Source organism: uncultured Jannaschia sp. (assembly GCF_947494055.1).
Taxonomy (GTDB): Bacteria; Pseudomonadota; Alphaproteobacteria; order Rhodobacterales; family Rhodobacteraceae; genus Jannaschia.
In genome coordinates this window covers 1-12,034 of record NZ_CANLTR010000004.1, presented here as the reverse complement: position 1 = coordinate 12,034, position 12,034 = coordinate 1, and the positions used below count along the sequence as shown (strand labels likewise).

Below are 12,034 nucleotides of genomic sequence, written 5' to 3'. Positions count from 1 at the left end.
GCGCCGTCCGCGCGCGGGCCCTATTTCTTCAGGCGGTCACAAGAAGGCTCCCGCCCGGCGCGGCTCAATCGACGTCCCATTCGTCCTCGCCGCGGATCTCGCCGATGGCGGTCCAGTCGGCACGGATCCGGGCAATGCGGGTATCTCCCCAGGTCCGGACGATGAGGTCGAAGCCGGACGCGTCGACATTCGCATGGGTGAGATCGGCCCGTGCGTTCGTCGCGGCGTCGATGTCGAACATGGCGAGTGCGGTCATCACGGCGGGCGGGGTCTTGAACGGCGCGTCGAACGTCACCCGACGTCGGACTTCGCGAGAACCGCGCCCGGCCCACATCTCCCCGCCATTCTCGAAATGGGAGAATAGGGTCTCGCTGCCCTGACGGATGCCGATGAGATGGTTCTGAAGCTTGCGCATCGCGTCCGCCCCCCCCGTCGCCGAAAAGATGGCCAACATCCCGTCGGATACCGGGACAGGGGTATCGAAATGGTGAAGGCCCCGAACCGAAGTCAGGGGCCCTCCATGTCGTCCGGCAATTGCGCCTAGAGGTTGGGCTGGTTCGTGTTCAGCCCGATATGCCCACCCATCGCGACCATGTCGGCGAGCAGCTTGGCCGCCGAATCCACGCCATCGTCGGACGCGTCGGCATGCGAGCGATGCGCCTCCGCCACCCAATCGTCGAACATTTCCTGCGTGACGTCGTTCACGTGCCGGGCCCGTTCGGCCAGCACGGTGACGCCCGCGCCGATCTCGGCGAAGCCGCCTGTGACGGCATAGCTCTCCTCGCCGTTCGGCCCCTCGACCGTCAGGATGCCGGGGCGCAGGGAGGTGATGGTCGGTGCGTGGTCGGCCATCGCGGTCAGGTCCCCGTCCGCGCCGGGGATGCGCACGGCACGGGCATCGTCGACCGATGCCAGCCGCCGCTCGGGTGAGACGAGTTCGAACCGCATGGCTTACGCGGCCTCCGCGGCCATGCGCTCGGCCTTGGCCTTCACGTCGTCGATGCCACCGACCATGTAGAAGGCCCCCTCGGGCAGGTGGTCGTACTCGCCGGCGACCACGGCCTTGAAGGAAGCGATCGTCTCCTCGAGCGGAACCTGCACGCCGGGCGAGCCGGTGAAGACCTGCGCCACGTCGAAGGGCTGCGACAGGAAGCGCTGGATCTTCCGGGCACGGGCCACGGTCAGCTTGTCCTCTTCCGAGAGCTCGTCCATTCCGAGGATCGCGATGATGTCCTGCAGAGACTTGTAGCGTTGCAGGGTCTGCTGCACGTCGGAAGCGACCTTGTAATGCTCCTCGCCCACGACTTTCGGGTCCATCAGGCGCGAGGTCGAGTCGAGCGGGTCCACGGCGGGGTAGATGCCCAGCTCCGAGATCGCGCGGCTCAGCGTGGTGGTCGCGTCGAGGTGCGCGAAGGACGTGGCCGGTGCCGGGTCGGTCAAGTCGTCCGCGGGAACGTAGATCGCCTGCACGGAGGTGATCGAGCCGCGCGTGGTCGAGGTGATCCGCTCCTGCATCGCGCCCATGTCGGTGGCGAGCGTCGGCTGGTAGCCCACGGCGGAGGGGATGCGGCCGAGAAGCGCCGACACCTCGGAGCCCGCCTGCGTGAAGCGGAAGATGTTGTCGACGAAGAACAGCACGTCCGTGCCGGACTGGTCGCGGAACTGCTCCGCCATGGTCAGGCCCGACAGCGCGACGCGCATCCGCGCGCCCGGCGGCTCGTTCATCTGACCGAAGACGAGGGCCACCTTGGATTGCGTGAGATCGTCGATGTTGATGACGCCCGCGTCGATGAATTCGTGGTAGAGGTCGTTCCCCTCGCGCGTCCGCTCGCCCACGCCGGCGAAGACCGAGTAGCCCGAGTGCACCTTCGCGATGTTATTGATCAGCTCCTGGATGAGAACCGTCTTGCCCACGCCAGCACCCCCGAACAGACCGATCTTGCCGCCCTTTGCGTAGGGCGCCAGCAGGTCGATGACCTTGATACCGGTAACGAGGATGTCCGACGTCGTGGCCTGCGAGGCAAAGTCCGGCGCGGGGTTGTGGATCGAGCGGGTCTCCTCCGCGCCGATCGGGCCCTTCTCGTCGATCGGCTCGCCGATGACGTTCATGATCCGCCCGAGCGTCGCGTCACCGACCGGAACCGAGATCGGCTTGCCCGTATCGGTGACTTCCTGACCGCGAACCAGACCTTCCGTCGAGTCCATCGCGATGGTGCGGACCGAGTTCTCGCCCAGGTGCTGCGCCACCTCGAGGACGAGGCGGTTGCCCTGGTTGTCGGTCTCGAGCGCGTTGAGGATCTCGGGAAGGTCGCCGTCGAACCGCACGTCGACGACGGCGCCGATGACCTGGGTTACTTTGCCGACTGCGTTGGCCATGTCGTGTCTCTCCAAGTTCGGTTTGAGGACGCCCCCGGCGCCCGCGTTCTCAAAGCGCCTCGGCGCCCGATATGATTTCGATCAGCTCGTTTGTGATGACGGCCTGCCGCGAGCGGTTGAACTCGATCGTCAGTTTGTCGATCATCTCGCCCGCGTTGCGCGTCGCGCTGTCCATCGCGGACATCCGCGCGCCCTGCTCGGAGGCGCCGTTCTCGAGGAGTGCGGCAAAGATCTGCGTCGCCACCGCGCGCGGCAGCAGGTCGGCGAGGATCGCCTCCTCCCCCGGCTCGTAATCGTAGAGCGTGGAAGCGCCGGCATCGCCTTCGGGCGCGTCGAACTTGGCCGGAATGATCTGCTGCGCCGTCGGATCCTGCGAGATGACCGTGTTGAACTTCGCGTAGAAGATCGTCGAGACGTCGAACTCGCCCGCATCGAAGCGCTTGAGCACGTCCGCCGCGATCGCCGAGGCGTCGCCGTAGCCGAGCCGTTTCACGTCCGACAGGTCGACGTGATCGACGAAGTACTGGCTGTAGCCCCGCCGCATCGACTCACGGCCCTTCTTGCCGACGGTGATGATCTTCACCGTCTTGCCCTCGGCGACGAGCTTGTCGGCCCGCTGCTTGGCGAGCTTGGCGATATTCGCGTTGAACCCGCCGCAAAGGCCGCGTTCCGCCGTCATCACGACGAGCAAGTGCGTCTGATCCGAGCCGGTCCCGCGCAGGAGCTTCGGCGCCGTGTCGCTGCCGCTCGCCGAGGAGGCGAGCTGACCCATCACGGCATTGAACCGCTCGGTATAGGGACGCGCCGCTTCCGCCGCGTCCTGCGCCCGGCGCAACTTCGCCGCCGCAACCATCTGCATGGCCTTGGTGATCTTGCGGGTCGACTTGACCGACGCGATCCGGTTCTTGAGATCCTTCAGAGAAGGCATTGAGGGCCCCCTTAGCCGAAGCTCTTGGCGTAGTCGTCGATCGCCGCCTTGATCTTGTCCTCGGCGTCGCCCTTCACCTTCGGGTCCTCCGTCGTGATGAAGTCGAGGACGCCCTTTGCCGGCCCGCGCAGATGCTTGAGAAGCCCCTGCTCCCAACGGCCGACATCCTTGACGTCGACCTTGTCGAGATAGCCGTTCGTACCGGCATAGATGACGCAGACGATCTCGGCATTGGTCAGCGGCGAGTATTGCGGCTGCTTCATGAGCTCGGTCAGGCGCGCGCCGCGCGACAGGAGCCGCTGGGTCGCCGGGTCGAGGTCGGAGCCGAACTGCGCGAAGGCGGCCATCTCGCGGTACTGCGCAAGCGACAGTTTCACCGGGCCGGCGACCGACTTCATCGCGTTCGTCTGCGCGGAGGAACCGACGCGGGAGACCGACAGGCCGGTGTTCACGGCGGGACGGATGCCCTGGTAGAACAGCTCCGTCTCGAGGAAGATCTGGCCGTCGGTGATCGAGATCACGTTGGTCGGGATAAACGCCGACACGTCGCCGCCCTGCGTCTCGATGATCGGCAGCGCGGTGAGCGAGCCCGAGCCGTTGTCGGCGTTGAGCTTCGCCGAGCGCTCCAGCAGGCGCGAGTGCAGATAGAAGACGTCACCCGGATAGGCTTCGCGCCCGGGCGGGCGGCGCAGGAGCAGCGACATCTGGCGGTAGGCCACGGCCTGCTTGGAGAGATCGTCATAGACGATCAGGGCGTGGCGGCCGTTGTCGCGGAAATACTCGGCCATCGCGGTTGCGGCGTAGGGCGCCAGGAACTGCATCGGCGCCGGATCGGACGCGGTAGCGGCGACGACGATGGAATAGTCGATCGCGCCCGTTTCCTCGAGACGCTTCACGAGCTGCGCGACGGTGGAGCGTTTCTGGCCGATCGCGACGTAGACGCAGTAGAGCTTCTTTGACTCGTCGTCGCCGGCGGCGTCGTTGTAGCTCTTCTGGTTGAGGATCGTGTCCATCGCCACGGCGGACTTGCCGGTCTGACGGTCACCGATGATGAGCTCGCGCTGGCCGCGGCCGATCGGGATCATCGCGTCGACGGCCTTGAGGCCAGTGGCCATCGGTTCGTGCACGGATTGGCGCGGGATGATGCCCGGTGCCTTCACGTCGGCAACGCGGCGCTCCGTCGTGTTGATCGGGCCCTTGCCGTCGAGCGGGTTGCCGAGGCCATCCACGACCCGGCCGAGCAGGGCGTCGCCCGCCGGAACGTCCACGATCGAGTTGGTCCGCTTGACGGTGTCGCCTTCCTTGATGCCGCCATCCGGCCCGAAGATCACGACGCCGACGTTGTCGCTCTCGAGGTTCAGCGCCATCCCCTGCAGGCCGCCCGGAAATTCGACCATCTCGCCGGCCTTGACGTTGTCGAGCCCGTAGACCCGCGCGATCCCGTCGCCCACGGACAGCACGCGGCCAACTTCCGCGACTTCGGCTTCCTGGCCGAAATTCTTGATCTGGTCCTTGAGGATCGCGGAGATTTCCGCAGCCTGGATCGCCATTACCGAACCTCTTTCATCGTATTCTGGAGTGCATTGAGCTTCGCGCGGACCGACGTGTCGATCATCTGCGAGCCGATCTTGACCACGAGACCGCCGATCAGGGCGTCGTCCACGGTAACGTCGAGGCGGACATCCTTGCCCGTCGAAGACTTCAGCGCCTGAGCCAGCTTGCCAGCCTGCGCGTCGCTGAGCGCCTTGGCCGTCCGCACCTCGGCCGTGACCTCGCCGCGCTGCTCGGAGAGCATGTCCTTGAGGACCGCGATCATGTTCGGCACGACGAAAAGGCGGCGTTTGGACGCCATCAGTCGCAGCGTGTTCGCCAGCACGTCGCCCAGCCCCATCCTGTCGGCCAGCGCGCCTATAGCCGCGCCCTGATCCCCGCGGCTGACAAGCGGCGAGACCAACACGCCGCGCAGGTCGGCGGAGGACCGGATCGCCTCGTCGAGCGCGATCACGTCCGCCTCGAGTTTACCGAGGTCATCCCCCTCGCGGCTAAGCTCGAAGACGGCTTGCGCATAACGCTGAGCTATCCCCGTTGAGATCGAAGCTGGTTCGGACACGTCCACCCTTTCGACTGTCTTTCCGGCCCCCGAATTCCCCGGGATCGGCCCACGTCAGACCCTGCCCCAAAAGGGCCGGATCACGAAATCGCGCTCCCTCTAGCAGAGGGGTCCGGACCCTGCAACTGCGACCCTGTGCTTCGTACGTCCGCCGTCGAACGGCCCCTCCCGGATGCTGGGCGACGTGAGGAAACCCTTACTCCAAAGCGTTCCCGCCGGGTGCTACCGAAGCGGGGCGGCCCTCCATGGTAAACGGGCACGGCGAAGGGATGTTGCGTCATGTTGCAGATGGTCCAGACCGTCACGGCCCCGTCGCAGGTCTGCGGCATCCTGGGCGCGACGCTCTACGTAACAAATTACGTGTTGCTGACCTCGCGCGTACTGACCCCCGCGACGACACCCTACTTCGTGCTGAACCTGGCGGCCTCCCTGCTGGTCCTGTCCAGCCTCGTGCACGCGTTCAACATCGCGACGCTGGTCATCCAGGTGTTCTTTGTCGGTATCAGCATGATCGGCATCGCGACACGGCTGCGCGCCCGGCGAAACGGGCTCGATCGGCGCGACCCCGCTGCCGGCGCCACGCCCCCGGTCGCCCCAGGGCCGCGATCCGCGCAGATGCCGGGACTGAACACCTAGGCCCTGCCCGGCTGGTCGGAGAGACGCCCCGTCGCGGTCGGCTCCGGCACGCCCTCGAGTACGCGGAGCGGGCGGCGCACGCGTTCGGCCAGACCGCTGCGCGGCCGGGCCGGCACTTGCTTCGATACCTCGAGCAGGATCACGCCGCCTCCGCCCGAACGGGAGAGGCGCTGCCCCATCCGCTCGATCATTCCGCCCGAGCGCAGCCAGAAATTGCCCCCCGAGGGCGGCGCGAAGAGGGCCGCGGCATGACGCTCCGGCACGAGGCCCGCGCCCTTCACCTGCGCTTCGAGCTGGCTCAGCGAGTAGGGGCGGCCGTAACCGAACGGCGTTCTATCCCGCCGGGCCCAGAGACCGGAGCGGTTCGGCACGATGAAGACGGCACGTCCGCCCGGTCCTAGTACGCGGGAGCACTCCTCGAGAAGCGCGGGCGGGTTCTCGGACGTCTCGAGCCCGTGCAGCAGGACCAGCTTGTCGACCAGTCCCGTGTCGATGGGCCAGAGCGTCTCCTCCACCAGCGTAGAGACATTCGCCATCCCCGCCGGCCAGTGCATCACGCCCTGCGGCGCGGGCATGAGCCCGATGACCCGGCGGGCGGCACCGAGATAGGGTCGCAGGAGGGGCACGGCGAAGCCGAACCCCGCCACTGTCTGACCCTTCGCCTCCGGCCAGAGCGCGAGGAGGCGGTCGCGCACCGCCTTCTGCGCCGCTCGGCCGAGCCGGGTCCGGTAGTAGAAATGTCGGAGGTCCAGCACGTCGAGATGCATGATCGGCGTTGCCCTTCGTTTTCCTCGTGGCATGGTAGCCCGAGCCACGGAGAAATGCATGACCCTCGCGACCGACCTCGTGACCATCCCCTGCCTGCGCGATAATTACGCCTTCCTGTTCCGATCCGGCGACCGCGTGGCGGTCGTGGACGTGCCCGAGGCGGCGCCGATCCGAGCCGAACTCGACCGCCGCGGGTGGGCCCTGACCGACATCCTTCTGACGCACCATCACGACGATCACGTGCAGGGCGTGGCCGAGCTTCGCGCGGCGACGGGGGCGGAGGTCTGGGGCGCTGCGGCCGATGCGCATCGTCTGCCGAGCCTCGATCACGCGCTGAAACCCGGCGATGCAGTCAAGATCGGAACGGAGACGGGTCGAGTCATCGACGTGTCGGGTCACACGATCGGGCATATCGCCTACCTGTTCGACGGCGTGGCCTTCACCGGCGATAGCCTGATGGCGGCCGGGTGCGGCCGACTGTTCGAGGGCCAGGCGGCGCAAATGCATGCATCGCTTGCGCAATTCGGCGATCTACCCGACGAGACACTGATCGCGTCGGGGCATGAATACACCATCACCAACCTGGCCTTCGCCAAGACACTTGAACCGGATAACGATTTCCTTATTTCTAGGATCACCGAGGTCGAGGGGCTACGTGGAAAGGGTCGCCCTTCCGTTCCGTCGACGCTCGGAGACGAGCGCAACACCAACCCGTTTCTCCGGGCTCATGTCGCAGAAGTCAAAGCGGCGACTGGCACGGACGGCGAACCCGATATCGAGACATTTGCCGCGGCCCGTGCCGCGAAGGACGCATTCTGATGCGTGTCCGCGCGGCGCTATCGGATAACAATCGGGTCAGGGGCGGCGAAGTACGACGAAAAAGGGTTGAAGCCTTCGGGCCAACAACCAAAACTTAAATAAACGCGGCCTACAGTCCCGTCGACCGCAGACAGGCAGGAGAACATCATGCCCTCGTTCTCGAACACTCTCGAACAAGCGATCCATGCGGCTCTGGCCCAAGCGAATGCCCGCCGGCACGAGCTCGCGACGCTCGAACACCTGTTGCTGGTTCTGATCGACGAGCCCGACGCTGCCCGCGTCATGCAGGCTTGCGGCGTAAATCTCGAAGAACTCAAGCAGACGGTCGAGGAGTTCATCGAGGACGACCTGTCGACCCTCGTCACCGATGTCGACGGATCCGAGGCGGTTCCGACAGCGGCGTTCCAGCGTGTGATCCAGCGGGCCGCGATCCATGTCCAGTCGTCCGGGCGGACCGAGGTGACGGGTGCCAACGTGCTCGTCGCGATCTTCGCGGAGCGCGAATCGAATGCGGCCTACTTCCTGCAGGAGCAGGACATGACGCGCTACGATGCGGTCAACTTCATCGCGCATGGTGTCGCCAAGGACCCGGATTTCGGGGAGCCGCGCCCGGTGCAGGGCTCCGAGGAGGAGAGCGAGAGCTTCCAGGGCAATTCCGAGTCGAGCGGGCCGAACCCGTCGGAAAACCGCGAGAGCGCCCTCGCCAAGTATACCGTCGACCTGAACCGCAAGTCCGAGAAGGGCGACATCGACCCCCTGATCGGTCGGGCGCACGAGGTCGAGCGTGCGATCCAGGTGCTCTGCCGGCGGCGCAAGAACAATCCGCTCCTCGTGGGCGATCCGGGCGTGGGCAAGACCGCCATCGCCGAAGGCCTTGCCCGCAAGATCGTGCAGGGCGAGGTGCCCGAGGTGCTGTCCGGTGCGACGATCTACTCGCTCGACATGGGCGCGCTTCTGGCCGGCACGCGCTATCGCGGCGACTTCGAGGAACGGCTGAAGGCGGTCGTGACCGAACTCGAGGAGCATCCGGACGCCGTCCTCTTCATCGACGAGATCCACACCGTCATCGGGGCCGGCGCCACGTCCGGCGGCGCGATGGACGCGTCGAACCTGCTGAAGCCGGCGCTGGCCGGCGGCAAGCTTCGGACGATGGGCTCAACGACCTACAAGGAGTTCCGCCAGCATTTCGAGAAGGACCGCGCCCTGTCGCGCCGGTTCCAGAAGATCGACGTGAACGAGCCCTCGGTCGAGGACACGGTCAAGATCCTGAAGGGCGTGAAGTCCTATTTCGAGGATCACCACTCGATCAAGTACACCGCCGAGGCCATCAAGACCGCGGTGGAGCTGTCGGCACGTTACATCAACGACCGGAAGCTGCCGGACAAGGCGATCGACGTGATCGACGAGGCCGGCGCCGCGCAGGCGCTCGTCCCGGACTCGCGCCGTCGCAAGACCATCGGTACCAAGGAGATCGAGGCGGTGGTCGCCAAGATCGCCCGCATCCCGCCGAAGAACGTCTCCAAAGACGATGCCGAGGTGCTGCGCGATCTGGAAGGCTCGCTCAAGCGCGTTGTCTTCGGACAGGACCCGGCCATCGAGGCGCTCAGCTCCGCGATCAAGCTGGCCCGTGCCGGCCTGCGCGAGCCCGAGAAGCCGATCGGCAACTATCTCTTCGCCGGCCCCACGGGTGTCGGCAAGACCGAGGTGGCCAAGCAGCTCGCCGACACGCTCGGCGTCGAGATGCTGCGCTTCGACATGTCCGAATACATGGAGAAGCACGCGGTTTCCCGCTTGATCGGCGCGCCTCCGGGCTATGTCGGCTTCGACCAGGGCGGCATGCTGACCGACGGCGTAGATCAGCATCCGCATTGCGTGCTGCTGCTCGACGAAATCGAGAAGGCCCATCCGGACGTGTTCAACATCCTCCTGCAGGTGATGGATCACGGCAAGCTGACTGACCATAACGGTCGGGCCGTGGACTTCCGCAACGTGATCCTGATCATGACCTCGAATGCGGGGGCTTCCGACGCCGCGCGGGCTGCCGTGGGCTTCGGCCGCGACCGCCGCGAGGGCGAGGACACGGCGGCGATCGAGCGGACTTTCACGCCGGAATTCCGCAATCGTCTGGACGCGGTCATCAGCTTCGCGCCGCTGCCGAAGGACACGATCCTGCAGGTGGTCGAGAAGTTCGTGCTGCAATTGGAGGCGCAACTGATGGACCGCAGCGTCTCGATCGAGCTCACCCGTGCGGCGGCCGAGTGGATTGCCGAGAAGGGCTACGACGACAAGATGGGCGCACGCCCACTGGCCCGTGTGATTCAGGAGCACATCAAGAAGCCGCTGGCGGAGGAGTTGCTTTTCGGCAAGCTCGCCAAGGGCGGCGTGGTCAAGGTCGGCGTCAAGGACGGCGATCTGGACCTGCGGATCGACGAGCCGGGCCCCTCGAAAATCTCGAACAAGCGCCCACCGCTCCTGACCGCGGACTGAACCTAGGACGCTTTGAGATGCTGGAGCCCCCGCTTTTCCGGCGGGGGTTTTTGCGTGTGTGGGTCACGGATGGCTCAGGTTGTTGGGTAGACAATGGTCCGAACAACCGTCGTAGATGCTGTGCTTCCAGCGCAAACTCGAGATTCAGGTGCCGGATGCGAATAACTTCCGGGACTTCCGCGAGGCCCTCCTCGCGGCAGGCATTTTTGCCGACCTGTTCGCGTGTCTGGGCTGGGCGATAACGGCGGCGGGCCTCTACCACGGGGCGGACAGATCGCCGATGCGCACCCGCCGCGCCAATGCCGAGAAATCGGCGGTGCGCGCAAAGGGCCAAGCCTGTCGTCGCCCAGCAGAAGGCCCGCATGGCGATGACCATCCGCATGATCGGACCGGCGGGGGTGCGGTCGCCGTCGACTTAAACTACCTGCTGAAAATTCGGGTGCGCGACATGGCGGATTTTAGGCTCAGGACCTATTGATTGGCTTGAGGCTTGTCGGGGAGCAGAAAATTGAGCCGCACATCCCCGTCTTCGACAAGACCACGCGCAAGGACGGTGCCTTCCAGGCAACGGACTTCGTCTTCGACGCACAAGCGAACGAGTACACATGCCTGAACGGTAAGAAGCTCAAGAAGTACTGGAGCACGATGACCAAGCCGCACTTCGGCTTGTGCAAGGACAACACCTACCGCTACTTCGCCAGCAAGGCTGACTACTCGGTCTGCGCCCTCAGGGCGCGGTGCACGCCGGTCTAGGCCATCCGCAAGATCGCGTGCCACCTCCATGAGGACGCGCGGGACAGGGCCCGCGCGATCGCCAAGACGGATGCCTATGTTGCCTCGAGCTACGCCCGGAAAAAGGTCGAGATGCTCTTCGCGCACCTTAAGCGCATCCTAGAACTCGACCGGCTGCGCCTCAGAGGACCGAACGAAGCGAAAGACGAGTTCCTTCTCGCCGCGACAGCCTAGAACTTCCGGAAGATGGCGAAGCTGATACCTGTGGCACCCAAAACCGCCTAAAAGAAGGCAGTCCCCCAGATCAGGCCCGCTTCCAAGCCCGTCCACGGGCGGACTTTTCCAACAGTATCGGCTGCATTCCGTCCAGTCGCGCCTCCAGCCACCGGATGTAGAACTATAGCTGAAAGTGGTGATGGCCCTGAGGGCGGCATATCACGGCGTTGTTCACGCGCCTCAATTCTCTGCCGGGAAAGGGATATGCCACAGGACGAAAGCTACCATCACCGAGCTTCCCGACCCATCTGGATTTTCGCCCGATCCGCTGACGGACCTCCTGCGATCCGGCGTGCGCCGGCTGATCGAGCAGGCGCTGGAGGCGGAGCTGGCCGCGCTGATGTCGGCCCATGCCGATGCGACGACCGAGGACGGGCGCGCGGCTTGTCCGGCATGGTCATCTGCCTGAGCGCGAGGTCATGACCGGGATCGGCCCGGTGCCGGTGAAGGTGCCTCGGGTGCGAGACCACGGCGACGGGGTGGAGAAGGTCCGGTTCACCTCGGCCATCCTGCCGCCCTACCTGCGCAAGGCGAAGTCGTCGAGGAGCTGCTGGCCTGGCTTTACCTCAAGGGCATTTCCACTGCCGACTTCCAGGAGGCGCTTGCGGCCTTGCTCGGCCCGAACGCGGCGGGGCTGTGCTCGACCACGATCTCGCAGCTGAAGGCTGCGTGGTTGAAGGAGTATGAAGGTTGGCAGCGTCGCGACCTCGGCGCATCGTCTACATCTGGGCGGACGGCGTCTACTTCCGGCCGCGCATGGCTGAGGAAAAGCAATGCGTCCTGGTGTCGATCGGAGCCGACGAATGGGGCCGCAAGGAGGAGAGGTGGCTGGGGAAATCTGAACAGGGGCTATGAGTGGATGATCCGCGCAAGATCGGCATGATGCCGAGAGCGAGGAGGGA

The 12,034-nt window shown here is 65.5% G+C and carries 13 protein-coding genes and 1 pseudogene; 7 read left to right on the top strand and 7 right to left on the bottom strand.

What is annotated here, in order from left to right:
- Positions 1 to 64 precede the first annotated feature (64 nt).
- From Q1A87_RS04990 to Q1A87_RS04965, 6 genes are all read right to left on the bottom strand, one after another.
- The gene (locus tag Q1A87_RS04990; RefSeq protein ID WP_299647699.1) at positions 65 to 415 is read right to left on the bottom strand and encodes an H-type lectin domain-containing protein; all 351 of its coding nucleotides are present in this window, start codon (positions 413 to 415) and stop codon (positions 65 to 67) included.
- A gap of 125 nt (positions 416 to 540) precedes the next feature.
- Positions 541 to 948 carry a F0F1 ATP synthase subunit epsilon gene (locus tag Q1A87_RS04985; protein ID WP_299647697.1) on the bottom strand — a complete coding sequence of 136 codons (408 nt, stop codon included), beginning with the start codon at positions 946 to 948 and terminating at the stop codon, positions 541 to 543.
- Between the two features lie 3 nt (positions 949 to 951).
- Positions 952 to 2,376, bottom strand: a complete 1,425-nt coding sequence (atpD, locus tag Q1A87_RS04980; protein ID WP_299647695.1) for a F0F1 ATP synthase subunit beta — start codon at positions 2,374 to 2,376, stop codon at positions 952 to 954.
- Between the two features lie 49 nt (positions 2,377 to 2,425).
- Positions 2,426 to 3,304: a F0F1 ATP synthase subunit gamma gene (locus Q1A87_RS04975; protein ID WP_299647693.1), complete on the bottom strand. Its 879-nt coding sequence runs from the start codon at positions 3,302 to 3,304 to the stop codon at positions 2,426 to 2,428.
- An 11-nt stretch (positions 3,305 to 3,315) separates the two neighbouring features.
- Entirely contained in the window at positions 3,316 to 4,854 is a 1,539-nt protein-coding gene (atpA, locus tag Q1A87_RS04970; protein WP_299647691.1) for a F0F1 ATP synthase subunit alpha, read from the bottom strand.
- Entirely contained in the window at positions 4,854 to 5,420 is a 567-nt protein-coding gene (locus Q1A87_RS04965; RefSeq protein WP_299647689.1) for a F0F1 ATP synthase subunit delta, read from the bottom strand. The genes atpA and Q1A87_RS04965 overlap by 1 nt, the downstream gene beginning before the upstream one ends.
- Positions 5,421 to 5,693: 273 nt before the next feature.
- On the opposite strand from Q1A87_RS04965, the gene Q1A87_RS04960 reads away from it, so the two are divergent.
- A complete protein-coding gene (locus tag Q1A87_RS04960; RefSeq protein ID WP_299647687.1) occupies positions 5,694 to 6,050 on the top strand; it encodes a hypothetical protein in 357 nt (118 codons plus the stop codon).
- Here Q1A87_RS04960 and Q1A87_RS04955 read toward each other — a convergent pair.
- Positions 6,047 to 6,817, bottom strand: coding sequence for a methyltransferase domain-containing protein (locus Q1A87_RS04955; RefSeq protein ID WP_299647685.1), 771 nt, complete (start codon positions 6,815 to 6,817; stop codon positions 6,047 to 6,049). The two genes, Q1A87_RS04960 and Q1A87_RS04955, sit on opposite strands and share 4 nt — an antisense overlap.
- Before the next feature lie 58 nt (positions 6,818 to 6,875).
- Between Q1A87_RS04955 and gloB the strand changes: the two genes are divergently transcribed.
- From gloB to Q1A87_RS04930, 6 genes and pseudogenes are all read left to right on the top strand, one after another.
- Entirely contained in the window at positions 6,876 to 7,637 is a 762-nt protein-coding gene (gloB, locus tag Q1A87_RS04950) for a hydroxyacylglutathione hydrolase (RefSeq protein WP_299647683.1), read from the top strand.
- A gap of 147 nt (positions 7,638 to 7,784) precedes the next feature.
- A complete protein-coding gene (gene clpA / locus Q1A87_RS04945) occupies positions 7,785 to 10,124 on the top strand; it encodes an ATP-dependent Clp protease ATP-binding subunit ClpA (protein WP_299647681.1) in 2,340 nt (779 codons plus the stop codon).
- Positions 10,125 to 10,239: 115 nt separating this feature from the next.
- A complete protein-coding gene (locus Q1A87_RS04940; RefSeq protein WP_299647679.1) occupies positions 10,240 to 10,602 on the top strand; it encodes a hypothetical protein in 363 nt (120 codons plus the stop codon).
- Between the two features lie 5 nt (positions 10,603 to 10,607).
- The gene (locus tag Q1A87_RS04935; protein WP_299647677.1) at positions 10,608 to 10,877 is read left to right on the top strand and encodes a hypothetical protein; all 270 of its coding nucleotides are present in this window, start codon (positions 10,608 to 10,610) and stop codon (positions 10,875 to 10,877) included.
- 3 nt (positions 10,878 to 10,880) lie between these two features.
- The gene (locus Q1A87_RS24150) at positions 10,881 to 11,090 is read left to right on the top strand and encodes a transposase (RefSeq protein ID WP_363322952.1); all 210 of its coding nucleotides are present in this window, start codon (positions 10,881 to 10,883) and stop codon (positions 11,088 to 11,090) included.
- Between the two features lie 244 nt (positions 11,091 to 11,334).
- Positions 11,335 to 11,951: pseudogene (locus tag Q1A87_RS04930) on the top strand (transposase); the annotation flags it as partial.
- Positions 11,952 to 12,034: the final 83 nt, after the last annotated feature.